24 protein-coding genes and 1 other annotated feature are annotated in these 21,528 nt (G+C 50.2%); all 24 genes read left to right on the forward strand.

All coding sequences use genetic code 11. The annotated features are described in order from the left end of the window. Positions 1 to 85: 85 nt before the first annotated feature. A complete protein-coding gene (locus tag L6H70_RS27900) occupies positions 86 to 1,240 on the forward strand; it encodes an SPOR domain-containing protein (RefSeq protein WP_236337461.1) in 1,155 nt (384 codons plus the stop codon). 181 nt (positions 1,241 to 1,421) lie between these two features. Then, positions 1,422 to 1,667: a DUF4321 domain-containing protein gene (locus tag L6H70_RS27905; protein ID WP_206101681.1), complete on the forward strand. Its 246-nt coding sequence runs from the start codon at positions 1,422 to 1,424 to the stop codon at positions 1,665 to 1,667. A gap of 36 nt (positions 1,668 to 1,703) precedes the next feature. After that, positions 1,704 to 2,312, forward strand: a complete 609-nt coding sequence (locus L6H70_RS27910; RefSeq protein ID WP_279306804.1) for a Maf family protein — start codon at positions 1,704 to 1,706, stop codon at positions 2,310 to 2,312. A gap of 19 nt (positions 2,313 to 2,331) precedes the next feature. After that, positions 2,332 to 3,021 carry a RadC family protein gene (gene radC, locus L6H70_RS27915; RefSeq protein WP_236337462.1) on the forward strand — a complete coding sequence of 230 codons (690 nt, stop codon included), beginning with the start codon at positions 2,332 to 2,334 and terminating at the stop codon, positions 3,019 to 3,021. A gap of 40 nt (positions 3,022 to 3,061) precedes the next feature. Beyond that, positions 3,062 to 4,096: a rod shape-determining protein gene (locus L6H70_RS27920; RefSeq protein WP_054942706.1), complete on the forward strand. Its 1,035-nt coding sequence runs from the start codon at positions 3,062 to 3,064 to the stop codon at positions 4,094 to 4,096. Positions 4,097 to 4,155: 59 nt separating this feature from the next. After that, a complete protein-coding gene (gene mreC / locus L6H70_RS27925; RefSeq protein ID WP_236337463.1) occupies positions 4,156 to 5,034 on the forward strand; it encodes a rod shape-determining protein MreC in 879 nt (292 codons plus the stop codon). Further along, positions 5,034 to 5,564, forward strand: a complete 531-nt coding sequence (gene mreD, locus L6H70_RS27930) for a rod shape-determining protein MreD (RefSeq protein ID WP_236337464.1) — start codon at positions 5,034 to 5,036, stop codon at positions 5,562 to 5,564. Before mreC ends, mreD begins: the two co-directional genes overlap by 1 nt. A gap of 80 nt (positions 5,565 to 5,644) precedes the next feature. Beyond that, positions 5,645 to 6,304: a septum site-determining protein MinC gene (gene minC, locus L6H70_RS27935; protein WP_054942703.1), complete on the forward strand. Its 660-nt coding sequence runs from the start codon at positions 5,645 to 5,647 to the stop codon at positions 6,302 to 6,304. Positions 6,305 to 6,309: 5 nt separating this feature from the next. Then, on the forward strand, positions 6,310 to 7,104 hold the full coding sequence (gene minD / locus L6H70_RS27940) for a septum site-determining protein MinD (protein ID WP_054942702.1): 795 nt from the start codon (positions 6,310 to 6,312) through the stop codon (positions 7,102 to 7,104). 159 nt (positions 7,105 to 7,263) lie between these two features. After that, positions 7,264 to 8,121, forward strand: a complete 858-nt coding sequence (locus L6H70_RS27945; protein WP_236337465.1) for a peptidoglycan DD-metalloendopeptidase family protein — start codon at positions 7,264 to 7,266, stop codon at positions 8,119 to 8,121. Further along, entirely contained in the window at positions 8,114 to 8,956 is an 843-nt protein-coding gene (locus L6H70_RS27950; protein ID WP_236337466.1) for a M50 family metallopeptidase, read from the forward strand. Before L6H70_RS27945 ends, L6H70_RS27950 begins: the two co-directional genes overlap by 8 nt. Positions 8,957 to 8,989: 33 nt before the next feature. Next, a complete protein-coding gene (locus L6H70_RS27955; RefSeq protein WP_236337467.1) occupies positions 8,990 to 10,231 on the forward strand; it encodes an Rne/Rng family ribonuclease in 1,242 nt (413 codons plus the stop codon). A gap of 93 nt (positions 10,232 to 10,324) precedes the next feature. Beyond that, positions 10,325 to 10,410 (forward strand) — a sequence feature (ribosomal protein L21 leader region). A 14-nt stretch (positions 10,411 to 10,424) separates the two neighbouring features. Beyond that, positions 10,425 to 10,736, forward strand: coding sequence for a 50S ribosomal protein L21 (gene rplU, locus L6H70_RS27960; protein WP_054942699.1), 312 nt, complete (start codon positions 10,425 to 10,427; stop codon positions 10,734 to 10,736). 12 nt (positions 10,737 to 10,748) lie between these two features. Next, on the forward strand, positions 10,749 to 11,084 hold the full coding sequence (locus L6H70_RS27965) for a ribosomal-processing cysteine protease Prp (RefSeq protein WP_206101672.1): 336 nt from the start codon (positions 10,749 to 10,751) through the stop codon (positions 11,082 to 11,084). Positions 11,085 to 11,102: 18 nt separating this feature from the next. Next, positions 11,103 to 11,414, forward strand: a complete 312-nt coding sequence (gene rpmA / locus L6H70_RS27970; RefSeq protein ID WP_039876443.1) for a 50S ribosomal protein L27 — start codon at positions 11,103 to 11,105, stop codon at positions 11,412 to 11,414. Positions 11,415 to 11,613: 199 nt separating this feature from the next. Continuing rightward, positions 11,614 to 12,354, forward strand: coding sequence for a Spo0B domain-containing protein (locus L6H70_RS27975; protein ID WP_236337468.1), 741 nt, complete (start codon positions 11,614 to 11,616; stop codon positions 12,352 to 12,354). Between the two features lie 15 nt (positions 12,355 to 12,369). Next, positions 12,370 to 13,680, forward strand: a complete 1,311-nt coding sequence (obgE, locus tag L6H70_RS27980) for a GTPase ObgE (RefSeq protein ID WP_236337469.1) — start codon at positions 12,370 to 12,372, stop codon at positions 13,678 to 13,680. Between the two features lie 181 nt (positions 13,681 to 13,861). Then, positions 13,862 to 14,386 (forward strand): hypothetical protein, encoded by a 525-nt coding sequence (locus tag L6H70_RS27985; protein ID WP_236337470.1) that lies wholly within the window; start codon positions 13,862 to 13,864, stop codon positions 14,384 to 14,386. Positions 14,387 to 14,559: 173 nt separating this feature from the next. Further along, positions 14,560 to 14,997: an ACT domain-containing protein gene (locus L6H70_RS27990; RefSeq protein WP_054942981.1), complete on the forward strand. Its 438-nt coding sequence runs from the start codon at positions 14,560 to 14,562 to the stop codon at positions 14,995 to 14,997. Between the two features lie 104 nt (positions 14,998 to 15,101). Further along, positions 15,102 to 16,388: a homoserine dehydrogenase gene (locus L6H70_RS27995; RefSeq protein ID WP_054942694.1), complete on the forward strand. Its 1,287-nt coding sequence runs from the start codon at positions 15,102 to 15,104 to the stop codon at positions 16,386 to 16,388. A gap of 58 nt (positions 16,389 to 16,446) precedes the next feature. Then, positions 16,447 to 17,427 carry a homoserine kinase gene (gene thrB, locus L6H70_RS28000; protein ID WP_236337471.1) on the forward strand — a complete coding sequence of 327 codons (981 nt, stop codon included), beginning with the start codon at positions 16,447 to 16,449 and terminating at the stop codon, positions 17,425 to 17,427. After that, positions 17,424 to 18,311, forward strand: coding sequence for a prephenate dehydratase (gene pheA / locus L6H70_RS28005; protein ID WP_236337472.1), 888 nt, complete (start codon positions 17,424 to 17,426; stop codon positions 18,309 to 18,311). The genes thrB and pheA overlap by 4 nt, the downstream gene beginning before the upstream one ends. A 4-nt stretch (positions 18,312 to 18,315) precedes the next feature. Then, the gene (ilvE, locus tag L6H70_RS28010; protein ID WP_236337473.1) at positions 18,316 to 19,197 is read left to right on the forward strand and encodes a branched-chain-amino-acid transaminase; all 882 of its coding nucleotides are present in this window, start codon (positions 18,316 to 18,318) and stop codon (positions 19,195 to 19,197) included. A gap of 243 nt (positions 19,198 to 19,440) precedes the next feature. Then, a complete protein-coding gene (locus L6H70_RS28015; RefSeq protein WP_236337474.1) occupies positions 19,441 to 21,042 on the forward strand; it encodes a LysM peptidoglycan-binding domain-containing protein in 1,602 nt (533 codons plus the stop codon). Positions 21,043 to 21,528: the final 486 nt, after the last annotated feature.

A 21,528-nucleotide genomic window follows, 5' to 3' on the forward strand; every position in this document is an offset into this window, starting at 1 on the left:
CTCTCTCTATCATATATTCTCTTAACGAATAGACGATAGTGAGGTGTGAGATTTGAATAACGGAAGAATGACATTCCGCTTTGATATGAACAAGGACAAGAGCGGACAAGCACCGCAGGATATAAGTGTAGGCGGCGGAGGTCTCGGTACAGTCAAGGATTATAGCAGCACGCAGCAGCGTGAGGAGACAATCCCTTTAGAGACTTGGTCCTATAGGGATGTCGAAGTAGAGCCTGTGTATGATCTGCAGGAAAGACCCTCGCGCCATCCCGCGGCTATTATTCATGAGGAAGAATACAGACAAGGCAGCCAGTATTCGGAATTCGCGTCTTCTGACGAATCGGAGAACTACGGGGATATCTCCTACTCCGGAGTCAGTTATGGAGGCTCTTACCAGACCCGCCGGCCTACGCAATGGTGGAAATTCGCACTTCCTGTTGCCGGAGCGCTGGGGATTGGGGTGTTGCTGGGCTACGCAGCGCTGAACTTTATCAGCGGTGTGAATGATGGCGGCAGCAACGGGGCTGCCGGAGCCAATAGGGCAGCCGTGCAGAGCCAGGCGAATACTTCTTCCGGCCAGCAGACTACCAGCGGTACGGGGCAGCCGGACATCTCTGCTGCAGGCCGCATACCCGTAGCAATTGCAGAGCAGAGCTACTATCTGCTGCAATACGGTGTGTTCAGTACCCCGGCAGGAGCTCAGCAGGCTCAGCAGGAATTACTCACTGCGGGACTCGCCGCCGGTTTAGATCCTGAGGGCGGCAACCGGGTCTATGCCGGAATGTCACCTGACCGCGAGCAGGCCAAGCTGCTTAGCAGCGGACTTAAGAATCAGGGAATTGAGCTGTACGTAAGAGAAGTGACATTGCCGGCCGCGGATCAGGCTGCTTTTGCCGGGGCCTCTGAGGCTGTGAACAGCTACTTTGCTGCCAGCGGGAAGCTGGTGAATGAGCTGAGCAGCCTGTCTGCATCGTTGCTTAGCGGAGCCGGTGGGAACGTGGACAGCGCTGCTGTCAGTGACCTTCATATGCAGTGGAATGAGGCTGTCAAAGGACTGGAACCGGGTCTGACTGCCGAAGGGAAGAGTCTTTGTGCAGGGCTGGAGAAATCCGTGAGCCAGGGAATTGCAGCACTTAACGAATATAATAAGAATCAAGCGCAAGGACTGCTTTGGGAAGTGCAGGATTCGATGATGAGCTTCCTGGCAAGCCAGAAGAGCCTGCTCTCCTTGCTTAGTTAACAGGAAATATAGTATCCCCCGGCCCGGTGTCCCGCCCTGGCCGGGGGATTTTTGATACCCGGAGCATTCAGTTTAAACGGGCTGAATGGTAATCATTACCGATGTGGATTTTGAGTTTGTATTGAACTCAGTTTCACCGTATAATAATTAAGGTGTCAAAAAATGGCGAGGGAAGACGTGGATGAAGAAGAAAAATGTAGGAACACTGCTGTTATTTCTTATTCTGGGCTGGCTTGCCGGGGCATGGATCGCCAAGCTGCTGGAGCCTGTAAAAGCCCTGTCTTTTCTTACAGCCCCGACTGTTCTTAAGTGGTCGCCGCAAGCCGATTTGGACATCATAACCTATGATATCACTATTCATTTGAAATTGTGCCTGCTCAGTCTCGCCGGTATCATTACAGCCGTATGGCTGTACCGCAGACTGTAGCTTTCAGCTGCTGACTTCAGAAGGGACGTTTATACAGTGGAGCATGATAACTCACGACTCATTATCCTTGCCTCAGGCTCACCTCGCCGCCGGGAACTTATGTCGAACCTTGGCTTGCCTTTTGAGGTGCTGGTCAGCGATGCTGACGAGAGTACGCCGCCGGATTTTACACCGGAGATGATCGTGCATACGCTCGCTTTACGCAAAGCAGAAGCCGTATTGCCTGCCGCCGGAGAGCGGAATGCCGTTATTGTCGGCAGCGACACCATTGTCGTGCTGGATGGCAAGGTGCTCGGCAAGCCGGTGGATGAGCAGGACAGCAAAGCCATGCTGAGCATGCTTCAGGGCCGGACTCATCAGGTGTATACCGGCGTGGCCTGCATCGGGCTGCCGGACGGCAAGTCCGAGGTGGCGCACCGGGTAACCTCAGTAACGATGAGAGCACTCGGCGAAGAGGAAATCTCCGCTTACATAGCGACCGGAGAGCCTGCCGATAAAGCCGGCTCCTATGCGATACAAGGCCTTGGCGCCACTTTGGTGGATGAGATTGAGGGCTGTTACTTTAACGTGGTCGGATTACCGTTATCGCTGCTTGGCGGCATGCTGACCCGGTTCGGAATTTCTGTGCTGAACCGGCAAGGATAGCAAGGAGAGAGGGATAGGGATGGAGTCGCAATCATTTATGCTGCGGGACCTCCCCCATGAAGAACGACCACGAGAGCGCATGATGCACTATGGGGCGGAATCACTCAGTCAAGCGGAGCTGCTGGCTATACTGCTGCGTACGGGTACACGCCGGGAATCGGCTATTCATATTGCCCAGCAGCTGCTGGGCAAGTCTGGCGGTCTGCGCGGGCTTGCGGACCTGAGAATTGAAGAATTGACGAATATCAAAGGCATCGGCCCTGCCAAGGCGGTGCAACTGAAAGCTGGCATAGAGCTGGGCAGGAGGATGGCGAATTCGAGGCTTACTGAGCCGGTCACCATCCGTTGCCCGCAGGACGCAGCAGAGATTCTGACGGAGCAGCTGCGTTATTTACAGAAGGAGCACTTTGTCTGCCTGTTTTTGAATACGAAGAATCATGTAATCTCGCAGGAGACTTTATCTATGGGGAGTCTGAACGCCTCTATTGTGCATCCGCGGGAGGTGTTCCGGGCAGCCATGAAATGCAGCAGTGCAGCGATAATCTGTGCACATAATCATCCAAGCGGCGATCCTACGCCAAGTCCCGAGGATATCGCCCTGACGTCAAGACTGATTCAGGCAGGCGAAATTGTCGGAATCGATGTGCTGGATCACCTGATTATCGGGGACAGCCGGTTTATTAGTTTGAAAGAAAAAGGGTACATGTAATATAATTGTCCAGATTCACTAGGAAAAGGAGAATACAAGCATGTTAGGTGGTTTTACGAAAGATCTTGGAATTGACCTGGGGACAGCGAATACGCTTGTCTATGTACGCGGTAAGGGGATTGTAGTCAGAGAGCCTTCCGTGGTGGCCATTAATACAGACACCAAAACGATTGAAGCAGTAGGCGAATCCGCCAAAAAAATGATCGGCCGTACGCCGGGGAATATCCGTGCGATCCGTCCGATGAAAGATGGCGTTATCGCAGACTTTGATACAACTGCGACAATGATTAAATATTTCATCCGCCAGGCACAAAAGCAGCGCTCTATGTTCCAGCGTCATCCGAATGTAATGGTTTGCGTTCCTTCCGGCATTACTGCGGTTGAGCAGCGTGCGGTTGAGGATGCGACCAAGCAGGCGGGCGCACGTGAGGCTTACATTATCGAAGAGCCCTTTGCTGCAGCAATCGGTGCAGATCTTCCGGTGTGGGAGCCTACAGGCAGCATGGTGGTAGATATCGGCGGAGGAACTACAGAAGTTGCAGTCATCTCGCTTGGTGGTATTGTTACCAGCCGCTCTGTGCGTGTGGCCGGTGATGAAGCAGATGAGTCGATCATCCAGTACATCAAACGCCAATATAACCTGATGATCGGGGAACGCACTTCAGAGCAGCTTAAGATGGATGTGGGTTCTGCCCTTCCGCTGGAGAAGGCGGAAACGATGGAAATCCGCGGGCGCGATCTTGTTACCGGACTGCCGAAGACACTCACAATTACCTCGGATGAGATCTGTGAAGCTTTGTCGGATACGGTGAATGCGATTGTAGAAGCAGTAAAAGTGACGCTGGAGAAATGTCCTCCCGAGCTGGCTGCCGATATTATGGACCGGGGCATTGTGCTGACCGGCGGTGGAGCGCTTCTGCGTAACCTGGACAAGCTGCTGGCACGTGAAACGGGAATGCCGGTAATCGTTGCCGAGAATCCTTTGGATTGCGTCGTCATCGGAACAGGCAAAGCGCTTGAGAACATTCATCTGTTCAAGAGCCGCAACAATACGGGACTTCGTCCTAAACGATAGGATATACTGCTGCATGTGCACATCAACCCCTGATATGGGTGAAATACGGTTGTTAGAGGGTGTTGAAACTGTTTAAGCTGTTTAACAATAAACGTCTGTTCATCCTGCTGATTACACTGGTAATGTTCATCGTGGTCATGGGCTTCAGCCTGGGCGCAAGGAAAGCCTTGTCCTGGCCGGAGAATTTCCTCAGGGATACAACCGGATTCGTGCAAAGTTTGTTCTACAAGCCCGCTGGATATGTAGCGGGCTTCTTCCAAGATATCGGGAATCTGCATGATCTGGCAGAGGAGAACGAGCGGCTCAAAATTCTGGCTGCCCAGTACGCACGGGATAAAGCGGTCTATAATTTTACTAAAGCGAAGATCGAGGATTACCAGGAAAAACTTAATTTCAAGGATGCTCAAAAGAAGCTATATGATTATGAGCTGCATATAGCTCAGGTCATCAGCTTGACGACAGAGCCGAGCAATAGCTCGGTTGTTATTGATCTAGGCTCGAAGGACGGCATTAAGCCAAATATGTCTGTGATTTCTGTCGAGGGAATGGTTGGCGTTATCAGTCAAGTGAGCAATTTCACCTCAACGGTGAAGCTTATGACCGTGATGGATGCGAACGATCCTAATTCCCAGCCGCCGATTGCTGCAACAGTGCTGGACAAAGAAGGCAAGAGCTTTGGGATGATTGAAAGCTATGACCAGCAGACCGGTATGCTGAAGATGAACAAGATTCCTGTAGGCGATCCGATAGCAGTCGGCGATACTATTATTTCTTCCGGTGGCGGCGGCGTGTACCCGCGCGGTTTGACCATAGGTACAGTGAAGAGTGTCAAGGTAGGAGAGTTCGGCTATACGTCGACTGCGCTCATTGACCCGACGGCTGACTTTCAGGATTGGAAGGATCTGTTCGTGGTGTTTACGGAGGAGCGTGTGGAATAGTGAGGATGCGCAGATCTGTTCTTGTACTATTATTGTTTCTTATATTTATTCTACAGGGCACCATTCTACCCTGGCTGCTTCCGGATGCCTGGGAATTGCGGATTATTCCTAATCTTGTTTTTATCGTGATCCTGTTTGTAACGATCTATCATCACCGGCATACGGCACTTATCTTAGGACTGTCTTTCGGCATGCTGCATGATATTGTTTACTACGGCAGAATTCTGGGTGCCCATTCCTTCGCAATGGGGCTGTCCGCTTATTTGATTGGCCTAATCTTCCAGATTCCGCGCGCGCCGCTTCCGCTGATGATGACAGTTGTGCTGCTTGGCAGTCTGCTGGAGGACAGCATCCTGTTTGCGATTTACAGTGTGTTCAATCTCAATCAGGAGCCCTATAACTGGGCGCTTCTGAACTATATGCTTCCAACCATGCTCTTTCATTTTGCCATCGGATTACTCTTATACATTCCGGTAAGGCGTCAGCTGGAATTATTGAAGAAAGAGACCCGTAAAGAAGAACCGGCATAACCGGGCTCCGCATTTTCTTTCACGCAAAGAAGGAATTTACCTGACCCGGAACGAATGAATGAGGATGGGGGGACAGGCATATGACAGTAAAATCCAAGCATGTAAGGATTAAGGGCATCAAGGACGGCCTGGTATTCCTGCTAGACGACAAGTGTCCCTTTGAAGATCTCTTAAGCGAGCTTCGCTATAAGCTGGAGCACAGCCATCAAAATATTTTAACAGGTCCGATTGTGCACGTGGATGTTAAGCTGGGGAGCCGCCCCGTCACCGATGAAGACAAAGCGGCCGTGCTGGAGATTCTAAAAAGTCAGGGCAATCTGCTGATTCGCTCTATTGAAGCGGTTGAAGATCAAGGTAATGTGGATCCTGAGGCCTTGTTCCTGATGAGCGGCATGCTTCGTTCCGGGCAAGTCCTGCATCACCAGGGCAATCTGTTGTTTCTGGGCGATGTGAATCCGGGTGGTACAATTACCTGTTCAGGTGATATTTATATTCTCGGAGCACTCAGAGGTATGGCTCATGCCGGAGTGGACGGCAATCAAGATGCGATTATTGCCGCTTCTTTATTGTCACCGACACAGCTGCGGATCGCCGATGTCATTAGCCGGCCTCCGGATGAATGGGGAACCCGGGAGAGCAGCATGGAATTTGCCTATTTATCGAGCGGCGCTATGCAGATCGACAAAATTCATAATATAGTCAAATTACGTCAGGGTTTAAATGTGTTTAAAGGGGTGTAGCCTCCATGGGAGAAGCGATTGTCGTAACCTCGGGCAAAGGCGGAGTTGGCAAAACAACCACAACAGCCAACATTGGAACCGCACTTGCATTGCAGGGCAAAAAAGTATGTCTGGTTGATACGGATATCGGACTGCGGAATCTGGATGTAGTTATGGGGCTGGAGAACCGGATCATCTATGACCTCGTCGATGTGGCTGAGGGACGCTGCCGCCTGAATCAGGCGCTGGTCAAGGACAAACGGTTTGATGAGCTGTACATGCTGCCGGCTGCACAGACGAAAGACAAGACGTCCGTTACCCCTGAGCAGGTAAAGGATATTATTCTGGAGCTGAAGAAGGAGTACGAGTACATCCTGATCGATTGTCCCGCCGGGATTGAGCACGGATTCCGCAATGCCATAGCCGGTGCGGATAAAGCCATTGTGGTTACCACTCCGGAGCATGCTGCTGTAAGGGATGCGGACCGGATTATCGGGCTGCTGGAGCAATCCAGTGTGGAATCACCGAAACTTGTGGTCAACCGAATCCGGCCGGGTCTGGTCAAGTCGGGAGACATGCTCGATATAGAGGACATCCTTCAAGTGCTCAATATTGACCTGATTGGAATTGTTCCGGATGATGAGCTTGTGATCAAGGCGGCGAACAGCGGGGAGCCGACGGTGATGAATCCCAACTCGCCTGCGGCGATCGCTTACCGTAACATCGCGCGGCGTATTTTGGGTGATGCCGTACCGCTCATGCAGCTGGACCGCAAGCCGGGTGCGTTTAGTAAATTTAAGAAATTTTTTGGTATGGGTTAAACGGTACGTAGAGCAATTATAGAATCATCCATGATAATCCCGCCTGCAGAGTATCTGCGGCGGGATTTTTCTTGGTATTCCCTTCCGCGGGGGCTTGTTCTAAACAGATGCTGCGGTCTCATAAACTAGCATTAAAACAAGCCCGCCGGAGGGATGAATATGGAACAGAATTCAGGCATCAAAGGACGCCGCAAGGAACGTATCCGCAACCTGCTGGATGAGAACCCGGAAGCCGCGGCACCGCCGCTGTTTACGCTGACCGATAATGTGACGAGCTATAAGGAATGGGGACTTGGGGAGCGAAGCGAGATTCATACTGGACCGGAGCCCGACCCTGAGCTCCTGTGGAAGCAGCAGCGCGGAGGCTGGATGGACGAGGGGGGCGGAGGCGGTACACCGCGGTTTGCCGCCGGATTCATCCGGCGTACTGTCGCTAGTGTCCTTGTGTTCGGGGCAGTGTGGGGCATCTTCATGTCCCGGGAGCCTTGGGCGGTTAAGGCGCAGGATTTTATTACCGATGTACTGAGTAATGACATGGATTTCGCAGCGGCACAGGTCTGGTATGAAGCGCATTTTAACGGGGCGCCCTCCTTTATTCCGATTTTTGGTGAAGATGAAGTGCCGGCACAAAAGGTGAACGCGTCGCACACCTTAAGCGCTCCGCTGGAGGGAAGCATCGTACGCGCCTTCGCTTCCACGCTGAAAGGCGTGGAGATTATGCCTCTGGACGATTCAAGCGGCAATGTCACGGTGAAAAGTGTAGATACGGGCCGTGTGCTCTCTGTATCGAAAGAAGCACAGGGAGGAATCCGGGTTGTTGTTCGCCATACCGGCAATATAACAGCGGAATACGGCCATTTAAGCGGAACCAGATTATCGGCGGATGACTGGGTGCAGAGCGGGGATACGGTCGGCTGGATGCAGGAAACAGAGAGCCAAGATTCGCCGCTGCTTTTTTTTGCAATTATGAAAGACAAGACTTATATTGATCCCGCTGAAGTGGTATCGTTTGATTAGGATATTAGGAATCCAGCTGTCGCTGCATCCGCTGTTCGTGCTGATTATGCTCCTCTCTGTCATTACCGGACAGTTCCTGGAACTGCTAACGTTATTTACAATCGTATTTATTCACGAAATGGGACATGTCATTGCCGCATTGCTGAATGGGGTTACGGTCAAGTCTGTCCAGCTGCTTCCATTTGGGGGTGTGGCTGTTATCGAGGATCACGGGCGGCTCACCGCCGGCCGGGAGATTACCATTGCACTTGCCGGACCGCTGCAAAACGGAATTATGATTGTGATGGCTCTTCTCCTGCAACATGCAGGAGGAAGCAATAGTGCCTTTCTTGCTTATTTTATACAGGCAAATGCTATTATTGCGCTTTTTAATCTTCTGCCGGTGCTCCCTCTGGACGGGGGCAAAATCCTTCAGGCTGCGCTTAGCATGCTGGTGCCTTATTATTACACTCTCCTATGGAGCGGCAGAGTGAGCATAACAGCAAGCGTGCTGGTCATTTGCTATGCGCTGCTTCCGCTTACGACAGGCGGCGGCCTGCGGCTGAACCTGTTGATGATCGGTGCTTTTCTGCTCTATTCAAATGTTACGGATCAGCGTAATTTGCCTTACCGCTTTGTGGCTTTTCTGATGAACAGGGAGGCTGCCTATGAACGGCATTTACGTTCGGGGAGTGCCGCACGTCCTATTGTTGCTTTTTCCGCGAAACCTTTAGATGATATATTGCGTCTATTTAAACGTAATCAATATCATTTTATTTATGTGATGAACGATGATAAAAATGTGGTAGCCGTTGTACCGGAGCAGCGCCTGATCTCTTCCTATTTCGGAATTTAGATACATGAATGATTGAATACCAGAGGTGAAGCCATGAAACAAATGATCGTTCACTGCACGCAGCATGTTACCCGGATGGCTCTTCTGGAGAACGGGCGGCTGGTGGAGTATGCGGCTGAGCGCGATCAGCAGCAAGGGCTGGTCGGAAGTTATTACAAAGGCCGGGTTATGAATGTTCTGCCAGGCATGCAGGCCGCTTTTGTCGATATCGGACAGAAGAAGAATGCCTTTTTATATGTTGATGATGTACTTCATCCACACTTGGACAAGCAGCCGGAGGTGAAGCCCTCCATTGATACCCTGCTGCAGCCTGGCCAAGAGATCATCGTTCAGGTGCGCAAAGAGCCCCGCGGCGGCAAAGGAGCCAGGGTCACCACCCACTACACACTGCCTGGACGCTGGATGGTGTACATGCCTTTTGCCGAATACGTCGGGGTATCCAAAAAAATCAGCCGTGAATCGGAACGGAACCGGCTTAAGGTCATCGGCGAAAGACTGCGGCGGCGCGAGGAAGGGCTGATCATGCGGACGGTTTCGGAGGATGAACAGGCGGATGCGGTGGAAGGCGATCTTTCCTTTTTGCGGGCGCAGTGGGAAATGATTCTCCGCCGGGCAGAAGAGGCATCAGCTCCGGCACTGCTGCATTCCGATCTTAGTATTGTTCAGCGCTTTATCCGTGATGCTTACAATCCGCAGCTTGATGAGCTGATGATTGACTCGGCCAAGGCTGTGCGGGAAGCGGAGGCTTTTCTCACCGAGATGGCCCCTGAGGGGTACAAGCCTGTAGGATTTTACCGCGGGCAGGAGCCGATTTTTACCGCGTACGGCGTGCAGGAGCAGCTGCTCCGGAGCTTCAGCCGCAAAATCATCCTTGAGGGCGGAGCAACACTGATCTGGGACGAAACCGAGGCGCTAACCGTCATTGATGTCAATACGGCTCAATATACCGGCGGGGCGACGCTCGAAGAGACGGTAACACGTACGAATCTGCTAGCTGCAGAGGAGATCGGCCGGCTGATCCGTCTTCGTGATACCGGAGGCATTATTATTGTCGATTTTATTGATATGGAACTGGAAGAACATCGCAGGCAAGTGGTGGAACGTCTGGGGCGCGTGGTCAGCAGCGACCGCACCAAAACGCATATTCTGGGCTGGACACATCTTGGACTGCTGGAGATGACCCGTAAAAAAGCAAGGCATGACTCGGCAAGCTTCGCCCCGGTGATCTGCCAATGCTGCGGGGGCACGGGCAAGGTCGGGGCCTGGCTGGAGTGACCCGCAACTTCTTAAATACCTTTCCTATACTATTGACGATAGGTAATAAGTATGATAATATCTTCAAGTATGTGTTTGATTCTTCTAATCCTGCACATGCTGTAACCGCTCCGATCGGGTACATAAGCGCAGTTCCTTCGGGAATTTGCCACCTAGACTAGGCGAGTCTGAGACATGAGGAGGTGCAAGTACAATGTATGCAATTATCGAAACTGGTGGTAAACAATACAAAGTCCAAGAGGGCGATGTTTTGTTCATTGAGAAGCTGGTGGCTGAAGACGGCGCAAGCGTAACGTTTGACCGTGTATTGGCTGTTTCTAACGAAGGTGGTCTGACTGCAGGAACTCCGCTGGTTAGCGGCGCGTCTGTAACAGCTAAAGTCGAGAAACATGGTAAAGGCCAAAAGGTTGTAGTTTACAAATACAAACCTAAGAAGAACTACCACAAGAAACAAGGCCATCGTCAACCGTACACTAAAGTAACTATCGAGAAGATTCAAGCGTAAGAAGGTGCGTTAATGATTAACGTGCGGATTACACGGGCTTCGAACATGGGTACTGTTATCGGTTTTGAGGTGGAAGGGCATGCAGGTTATGCCAAACGCGGTGAAGATATTGTATGTGCCGGAGTATCAGCCGTTACGGTGGGTACCGTCAATTCAATTGAGAGTCTGACCGGAATCTCCATGGATACATCCATGAAGAATGGCTTCTTAAGCGGAACCCTGGGTTCTGTTGAGGATGCTGAAACGTCCGCGAAAGTTCAACTGCTGCTGGAATCCATGGTCTTAATGCTCAGTGATATCGCAGAATCATACGGGAAGTATATTAAGATACAGCAAGTCATCATTTAAAGAAGGAGGTTGACCAACATGTTGAAATTGGATCTTCAATTATTCGCATCGAAAAAGGGTGTAGGTTCCACAAAGAACGGACGTGATTCCCACTCCAAACGTCTTGGCGTGAAACGTGCTGACGGTCAAGCAGTTACCGGCGGTAACATTCTGGTTCGTCAACGCGGAACAAAAATTCACCCGGGCACTAACGTAGGCATCGGTAAAGATGATACGCTGTTCGCACTGGTTGATGGCGTAGTGAAGTTCGAACGTTGGGGACGCGATCGCAAAAAAGTGAGCGTATACCCGGTTGATGTCGCTCCGGTAGCAGCGGCAGTGGAAGCGTAAGCTTTCCGAACCACATTTGTATGTAGAAGCCTCCGGCATGAGTGCCGGGGGTTTTTTTGATAAAATATAAGAATCTATAGGCTGTATGTGCTGGTGATTGCACTGGGCGCCTGTGTTATACTGGAAAATGGTAAAAGCTCCTTCGGGGCAGATTAATAATGTTGAATGAATTTTGCGAACTGAGGGACGGGGAGAAAGAATGAAATCCTGGAAAAGGTTGATCTGGGCAGTCATGTTATCCGTAGCGCTTCCTTTAGGTCTCGTGTATTGGCAAACCTCCTTTTTCACATGCCTGCTGCTCGGTTTATGGGTAGCTGGGGTGCTTGCTTTCAGCTTTTTTTACAACCGGCGTCATTTTGAAGAGGAACTGCGCATACAGGAGAAAACTCTGCAACAGGCGGCAAACCGGACACTGAATCATCATCGTCATGACTGGATGAATGATCTGCAGGTACTTTACGGATATATCCAGCTGGGGAAGCGTGATAAATCCGTACAATGTGTGGAAAGAATAAAGGAACGTATAGCACTGGATAGCCGGATCGCTAAGCTTGGCATTCCATCGCTGGTGTTTTATCTGCAGTCCTTCCGCACTTTCCGGAGTAATCTGGAGTTGGAAGTGCAGGTAGAAGAGGGATTGCAGCTGGAGGACAAGCTGACTCCTGACCAAGGGGACGAACTGACTTCTGTGATTATGCAGACGGTAAGGGCTTACCAATACAGTGGGCTTATGCAACAGGGCGATACGCGGACACTCCGCATCGGCTTTACACAGGATGGAGGAGACATTCTCATCTCTTTCGAAAGCAAGGGGGATCATGGCAATCCCGAAATGCTGCAGGGGCAAATTTATAATATAGTACAAGGCAAAATCATGAAGGCGGAGCAGTGGAAGCCGAGTGAGGCTTACGTAGAGCTGCGTGTACCGCTGGGAATGTAAGGAAGGTGAACATGAATGTTCGTAGATAAAGCTAAGATTTATGTGAAGGGCGGCGACGGCGGCGATGGACTCGTTGCGTTCCGCCGGGAAAAGTATGTGCCTGAAGGCGGTCCTGCCGGTGGAGATGGCGGACGCGGGGGAGATGTTATTTTCCGCGTGGATGAAGGTTTGCGTACTCTGATGGATTTCCGTTATCAGCGCCACTTCAAAGCTGAACGCGGAGTAAAGGGCCGCAACAAAAGCCAGCACGGAGCGAATGCCGAGCATATGATCGTGCGCATTCCTCCAGGAACCGTACTGATTGATGATGATACTCAGGAAGTCATTGCTGATATGACACGTCACGGTCAGCAGGTGGTGGTGGCGAAGGGCGGACGCGGGGGACGGGGAAATACCCGTTTTGCCACTGCAAACAATACTGCACCGGAGCTCGCAGAGAATGGTGAAGAAGGCCAGGAACGTTATATTGTCATGGAGCTTAAGGTCATGGCGGATGTAGGGCTGGTAGGCTTCCCGAGTGTAGGCAAATCTACACTGTTGTCGGTGGTGTCAGCGGCACAGCCGAAGATCGGCGCTTATCACTTTACTACGATTACTCCAAACCTGGGTGTAGTTGATGTTGGTGATGGCCGCAGCTTCGTTATGGCGGATCTGCCCGGTCTGATTGAGGGTGCCAGCGAAGGCGTGGGCCTGGGGCATGAATTCCTGCGCCACGTTGAACGGACGCGTATTATTATCCATGTAGTGGATATGTCCGGTTCCGAGGGACGTGATCCTTTCGAAGACTGGGTGCTCATTAATGATGAGCTGAAGCAATACAATGCGAATCTGATTGACCGTCCGCAGATCGTAGCAGCGAACAAGATGGATATGCCGGAATCCGAAGCGAATCTGATTTCCTTCCGTGAACGGGTAGCAGAACTGCGCCCGGATATGGAGATTATGCCGATCTCTTCCCTTACCCGTCAGGGGGTTCAGGAACTGCTGTACCGTGCAACAGATATTCTCGACAGCATCCCGGTTGCTCCGGTAGTAGAAGAAGTAGCAGAAACTTCGGAACGTAAGGTATACAAGCTGGAAGCCGAGGATGATAATACCTTCACTATTACGCGTGACAATGATGCGTTCGTCGTCAGCAGTCCGCGTATTGAGAAGATGCTCAAACGCATGCAGCTAAGCACGCATGATGCGATTCTGAAGCTGGCCCGTACGCTGCGGCATATGGGAGTAGACGCAGAGCTGCGTAAACGCGGCGCTGTGGAAGGCACAATCGTCCGCATAGGTGAATTCGAATTTGAGTTTGTAGAGAACAGCAGTTACTATTAATTAATTACTCTGCCGGTTAGGCAGAGAGGTATGGAACGCCGACAGTGGTTTCCCCGTCAGGGGAGAACATCGCCGGCGTTTTTTTGTGCAAACAACCCTAAACAGCCCTCAAATCGTTTACAATGATAAGCGGAAATGAATGTAAAATGTGGGAGCACAAGAAGGGGTAAAGGGGGAAGTTATGCGGAAGAACAAGGGTTATAAGGATATCGTCAGCTTAATTTACGCTGTAGTAGTCATCCTCACTTTTTTTTCCTTTATGATCCTGGGCTTCTCAGAATCACTGCTGGCTGAGCTGATTATTAGTACCGTTATCCTTGGAGCAGCTGGTATTTACAGCCGGAATGCTGCATCAAAGGTACAGAAAACTAAGGATACTGCGCGGATCCATCGCCAGCATCTGGAGGAATTACAGGATATAAGGGAGCTTGCCGGTACATGGAGGCATCCTGGAGCGGAATGGCTGGCAGAACTGGTTGCCGGCATAGAAGATCGGTTTCAATACAGCGCTCCGGTTTCCCATTCCAGTCTATTCGCAATTGAGGTTATCCTTACTCAGCAAATTTCTTTGCTGCATGATCAGGTAACCCTGCTGATGGCGCTTCAGAGCCCGGGCAGCAATTGGGAAGAGTCCGCGAGTGAACTGGCGGAGAGTATTTCCGCTACGCTCCAGCGGCGAAACAGGGAGCTTGCAGCACTGAAATAGGAGGAATCTCAGGATCGTCAGGTGTTGGCGGCTCCCGTTTTTGTCGGGGGTTTTACTGTATCCAGGGGATGACTCAATACAATCACGATTATGAAAATGTATTGCTTTTTTCAGTTCCTTTCAAGTATAATGTCCACTATATAAACACAAAAGTCTTTGGGGTGAGGACGTTCGTGAAAGAACGCTATTATTTGGTCCGGGAGGACATTTTGCCTGATGCCGTGCTGAAGACCATGCAGGTCAAACAGCTGCTTGAAGCGGGTGACGCCAAGACGGTACATGAAGGTGTAGAACAGGTTGGACTTAGCCGCAGTGCTTTCTATAAATACAAAGATGGTATTCATCTGATCCATCAGCTTGAGCGTGAGCGTATTGTTACGATTTCGCTTGATCTGGAACATGAATCCGGTATGCTGTCCAAAGTGCTGGGATGTGTCGCTGTGCATGGGGCTAACGTGTTGACGATTAACCAGAGTATTCCGCTGCAGGGACGGGCCAATGTCGTAATCTCTGTAGAAATTTCACATTTGAATGAAGAGCTGGGCGACATGCTGGAAGGACTCAAGGGAATCTCAGGTGTGAAGCGGGCTGTAATCATCGGCCAGGGTTAGGAAGTATAGCTTCATACAACTTAAGCGAATGCTTACGAAGCAAGTTTCATTGCGTAGAAATGATCTAAGAAGTATAGCTTCATAAAACTTTTAGGAGGAACCAAATGAAGCCGGTTAAAGTTGGACTATTGGGGCTGGGAACAGTCGGTGCGGGCGTGGTCCGTATCGTTGAAGGAAATCAGGAGGATCTGAGCAGCCAAGTGGGCTCACCGATTATTATTGAACGCATTGCTGTTAAGAACGCCGATAAGCCGCGTGATATCGAAGTCGATTCCGCCAAAATTACTACAGATCCTTGGGAACTCATCCGCGATCCGGAAATTGATGTAATCGTTGAAGTGATGGGCGGCATCGCCGGGACGAAGGAATATATTCTTGAAGCGCTGGAGCGGGGCAAACATATTGTAACCGCCAATAAAGACCTGATGGCACTCCATGGATCGGAAATCTTGGCTAAGGCACAGGAGAAGCAGTGTGATGTATTTTATGAGGCCAGTGTAGCCGGCGGGATTCCGATAATCCGCACTTTGATCGAAGGCTTTTCCTCTGACAAGATTATGAAGATCATGGGGATTGTTAACGGTACAACCAATTACATATTGAGTAAAATGAGCCAGGAAGGCGCCTCCTATAATGATGTGCTTAAAGAAGCGCAGGAACTAGGCTATGCGGAGTCGGATCCCACTTCGGATGTGGAAGGCCTGGATGCTGCGCGCAAAATGGCTATTCTGGGCACACTCGGCTTCCGCACAAATGTGGAGCTGAATGATGTCAGTGTCAGCGGGATTTCCGGTGTGAGCAAGGAAGATATCGCTTTTGCCAAACGGCTTGGTTACGACATGAAGCTGCTGGGAATCGCGGAACGTGAGGATGAAGAGTTCAGCATCAGCGTCCAGCCGACGATGATCCGTACCAGTCACCCGCTTGCTTCTGTAAATGGCGTATTTAATGCGGTTTATGTATACGGGCAGGCTGTTGGAGAAACTATGTTCTACGGTGCAGGTGCAGGGGCCATGCCTACGGCAACTTCTATTGTCGCAGATCTGGTGGCTGTGATTAAGAACCTGAAGCTTGGCGTAAATGGCCTGAAGCAGATTGTGCCTTACAAACAGAAGAAACTTAAGAGCGATGAAGCTATTTTTTATAAGAACTTTTTGCTGCTGCATGTCGATGATAAAGCGGGGGTACTGGCGAAGATTACCCAGGTATTTGCAGAGTACGATGTCAGTCTTGATTCCGTAGTACAGCAAGCCAATCCGAATAATCCTGACGCGGAAATTATTATTGTAACGCATAATGCCAGCAAGGCGAGTATGAATAAAGTAATGCGGCATCTCGAGGAGCTTGCGGTCATCCATCGGATTAAGAGCCACTATCGCGTAGAGGGATAACACTCCTTCTGAACAGCTATTATACCGCGCAAAAAAAATGAAGGAGATTTCACCAGCTATGAGTATGTACGGAAGGTCTAGAGTAAAAGTACCCGCCAGTACCGCCAATCTGGGGCCCGGCTTTGATACGTTGGGGATGGCCCTCTCACTGTATGAATGGATTGAGATGGAAGAGGCGGAGGAGACGGTTTTCCACTTTTTTGGAGACGAAATGAACGGGGTTGCCGGTGACAAAAGCAATCTGATTTATCAGGTGGCCCAAATGGTGTTCGACGAAGCCGGAGTTTCGGTTCCTGAGCTGTCGATTTCAGTGTATTCCGAAATTCCGCTGACACGCGGTCTTGGCAGCAGTGCCTCCGCAATCGTTGGCGGAATGGCAGCAGCGAATGCTATGATTGGATCACCGCTGGATAACGCGAAATTGTTCGACATGGCCTGCGCACTGGAAAAGCATCCGGATAATGTCGGAGCATCGTTGTTCGGGGGTATTATTACGGCGGTCTGGGACGGTGTACATGCCGATTATATCCGGATCGAGCCCCCTCAGGGCCTTGAGGTGCTGGTCGTTATTCCGGAATTCGAGCTGGCAACGACCAAGGCCCGCGGGGTGTTACCGGCTGAAATTACCGTAAGTGATGCGGTATATAACATTAGCCGGACCTCGCTTTTAACAGCAGCCTTTGCCACTGGCAGGCTGGATTTAATCAGCCGGGCCATGCAGGACCGACTGCATCAGCCCTACCGTGCACCGCTTGTACCCGGAATGGAGAAGCTGCTGGCTGAAGCTCCGCAGCATGGAGCGCTGGGGATTGCGCTTAGCGGAGCCGGACCGACGCTACTGTGTCTGGTGGACCGGAAAGAGAGTAAGAAGCAGGAGCTGGAGCTTTTTCTGAAGGAAACGATGCTTGAGCACGGTATTCAGGCCCAGACCTGCTGGCTGCCGCCTTCCGGCGCCGGTGTAACTGTAGAGCTGCTGGAAAGAAACGGGATGCAAAACCATTCATTTTTGGATATGATAAAAGGAGAAGTACAGTTATGAAGTCAATAGCGGTATTGCCGCAGGGCACTGTATCCCATGAAGCGCTGCTACATTTGTTTGGTGATGAGCCTGTCCGGATTGTACATCACAAGCTGATTTCCGACGTCTTTCTCTCTACGGCAGGCGGTTCTACCGATTACAGTGTAATTCCGATTGAGAATACGATCGAGGGATCGGTCAGTTTGCATATTGACTGGCTCATTAATGAAGTGAATCTGCCTATGCAGGCGGAGTGGATTTATCCGTCGGTTCAGAATTTGATCAGTAATCCCGGGGAACTTATGGATAGCAGCGGGCATAAGGACTACAGCAAAGTAGTGAAGATTCTTTCTCACCCTGTCGCTATGGCACAATGCCTGCAGTTCGTCCGTGAGCATGCCCCGCAGGCTGAGCTGGAATCGGTAGGGAGCACCTCAGAAGCCGTGGAAATTGTGAAGAACAATCCCGGCAAAGGCTGGGCTGCCATCGGTACAGCGCTTGGGGCGTCTACGCATAACCTTGAGATTGTGGACCGCAAGATTACCGATCACCATAACAATTACACGCGTTTCGTGCTGGTGGGACCGCACAAGCTGGCCCTTCCGCAGAAGAGCGCCGGTGATAAGACAAGTATTCTTGTAACCCTGCCGGAGGATTTTCCGGGAGCCTTGCATCAGGTGCTGTCCGCATTTGCCTGGCGGCGTCTGAATTTATCACGTATTGAATCACGGCCAACGAAGAAGAAACTGGGTACTTATTATTTCTACATTGATGTGCTGGAACCGATAGAATCTGTCCTGCTCCCTGCGGCGATTGAAGAGATCAAGGCTTTGGGCTGTCAGGTACGGATTCTGGGCTCGTATCCCACATACACCTATGAGGAAGAGAAAGCGGAGGTGCAGTAAGTTCATGGCTGAGCAATGGATCTATCTGGATGGACAACACGTAACAAAGGAAAATGCAAAGGTATCCGTATTTGATCACGGGTTTCTTTATGGAGATGGCATTTTTGAAGGCATCCGTATTTATAACGGCAACATTTTTAAATGCAAAGAGCATCTGGACAGGCTGTATGATTCGGCCAAATCAATTATGCTGGACATTCCGCTGACTTACGATGAGATGCTGGAAGCAATGGCAGAGACGATTCGTCTGAATGAGATGCGCAACGGTTATATCCGTTTAATCGTTTCACGGGGTCCAGGTAACCTGGGACTAGATCCGCGCCGCTGCCCTAAGGCCAGTGTTATCATTATTGTGGAGCAGTTAGCGATTTATCCCGAACAGGCTTACCTGACTGGCTTACGTGCAGTATCTGTATCCCAGCGCCGCAACATCCCGGATGCACTCAATCCGAAGATCAAGTCGCTTAACTATCTGAACAACATCCTCGTTAAAATCCAGTCCAATCTGGCGGAAGCCGACGAAGCGATTATGATGAACGCCCAAGGTTATGTAACCGAAGGCTCCGGTGATAATATCTTCATCGTCAAAAGAGGAGTAGTATATACGCCGCCTTGCTACCTGGGAGCGCTGGAAGGCATCACCCGCCTGGCGATCATCGAGCTCTGTGAGAAGCTGAGTCTGCCTTTGAAAGAAGAGCCGTTCACTATGCATGACGTTTATATCGCCGATGAAGTTTTCTTTACCGGAACCGCAGCCGAAGTTATCGCCGCACGCGAAATCGACGGCCGGATTATCGGAGAAGGACATGCAGGTCCGATTACGCTGCAGCTGCTTGAAGAATTCCGCAATGCCGTGGATAAAGACGGCTATAAGGTTTGGGGTTAATCTATATCGTTTGCCGGATCTCCATCTATATCAAAAATCCTTTCATGCGAGTCATGAAAGGATTTTTTTTGTTCCAGGGATGTCAATCGCCCATGGGCTGCATAAGATGTAGTAACGAAGGAGGCGGCTGTACCGCATATAACGATGCTCGAGATCAGTGCAGGAAGCTCTGAGCCGGAATTTGCAGCTGTAAAGATGGCAACGCGCTCCAACAATTAAGCACTTTTAGGAGGTTAATGCTGCGTGAAAATACACATTGTCAAACAAGGCGATACGCTCTATGCATTATCGCAAAAGTACGGAGTATCGCTGCAAAAAATCATTGAGGCCAATCCGCAAATCAGTAATCCTGATGTGCTTGTTTTAGGGGATAAGGTCAAGATCCCTTCCGCTCCGACACCAGTGCCGGATAACAGTGAGCTTTTCTATAAACATACAGTTAAACAAGGAGATACGCTCTGGAAATTGTCCAAGGCTTGGGGAATCACGTTAAAGGAAATTATTGATGCCAATCCGCAGCTTAAAAACCCCAATGCGCTTCTGACAGGTGAAATCGTCAATATTCCTAAAAAGTCTAATGCAACTGCAATACAGCCTCAATCCACTCAAACCAATACTACTCCTATTCAGCCCGAAGCCACATCACCTGCAGTGGTAGATAAAACAAAGGTCGGCGGTAAAACATACACTGGACCTAAAGAAGAAGCCGTGCAGGAAGCAGCTCCTATGCCTGCACCTGTCCCTGAACCGGTAATTTCTAAAGAACCTGAAGCGAACTTAGCTCCAGAAGTGAAAACAGCTCCTGAAGTGAACATAGCTCCTGAAGTAAACATAGCGCCTGAAGTAGTGAACATAGCTCCTGAAGTAAACAAGGCACCTGAGGTCTCACCTGTCCAGATGGTCCATGAGTCTCAGAGCCTGTATGTACAAATCTCGGTTCCTGCGCAGGAGGCTGTCGCCTACGAGATGCCTAAAGAGAAGGGGAAAACTGAGGTTCAGCAGGCGTACTGGACTCCTAATAAGGAAATGCCATGTGATAAAACAGCGGGTTACCCCGGATTAAACGAGAATCCGTATGCTTTTGATTGCCCGCAGCTATATCCTTATTATGAGCAGGCGATGCCGGTGATGGGCATGAATCCCGCACAGAATTATATTCAGCCGGCCGCTTATATGCAGGAGTGCATGCCTCCATATATTTATCCTGGTAATATGTATCCCGTCGCAGAAGCTCAGGAAGCGTGGTATCCGAACTATACCCAGGATTACACTGCTGGCCCATTAACCGCAGTAAGCCCAGCCGTCGACTATCCAACTTATGGAGTACCCCAATATGGCGGACAGACGATGAATCTGCCATGGCCATCCTGTGGCTGCGGTGGGGAAGCTCCTATACAGCACTATGGTTATGAACAGCCGGCTTTTGGTGGTTATCCCGTTTATATGCCGCAGCCTGGCGTAATCTCTCCTTATGGAGTAGGAGCGGATACCTTCCCTAATGCTGCGAATTCTGTAGCGCCATTTGAAACATATGCAAACTCCCCGATATCTGGCATTCCTGCCTATCCGACATATCCGGGCATGGAGAACTTTGCACATCATAATCGGGTACCGGAAATATTGGAGCCCGAGCCTATTGAGCTTCAAACACCTCAAGCAGTAGTTAATACTACGGAAGCTGCAACAAAGACTAAAAACCGTAGCAATAAAACGGGAGCAGCTAAGGTGAAAACATCAAGCCTTGCTGGTACCAAGTCCGGTAAACCTGCTTCCAAACAGGGGGGGAACCAGAACAGCCGGTCGGGGAGCGCTAAGAAAAGCAAGAATCCATGGATTTCGAACTAATCATTCTTAATCACACACTAGTTGTGCAAGCATATAAGGCTGCGGTCACTAAGCAGCCTTATATGCTTTTTTAACATTCCCTTAGGGCTTAAATGTTGCATAGCAGAATTAATTAATCTGCAATTTGGAAAAAGCTGTGGGTTGTCTTTACAGGACAAGTCGTGTTATATTATAAATCCAGTCGGGAACAGCAAGTTGTTGCGAAGGACTGGAATATGATTATCCGATATGAATTGATAACTTTCGAAAAAATAAATGTTGCATTCAATCGGAAAACATGATATATTATAAGAGTTGCTGGTGACGAGCTAATCGACACTGACAACGAGCTTGATCTTTGAAAACTGAACAACGAGTGAGTACCTGGAAATCACTTCGGTGAGATCCAAAACTGATGATTTTCACAGCGTCTTGTACGCTTTAGAAATTCATCTTGAGAATGCAAATTCTCGTCAGATGTTTCAAAATGAGCAATCGCTCTTTCTA

It is taken from the genome of Paenibacillus auburnensis (assembly GCF_927798115.1).
In the GTDB taxonomy this organism is placed as follows: domain Bacteria; phylum Bacillota; class Bacilli; order Paenibacillales; family Paenibacillaceae; genus Paenibacillus_AQ; species Paenibacillus_AQ auburnensis.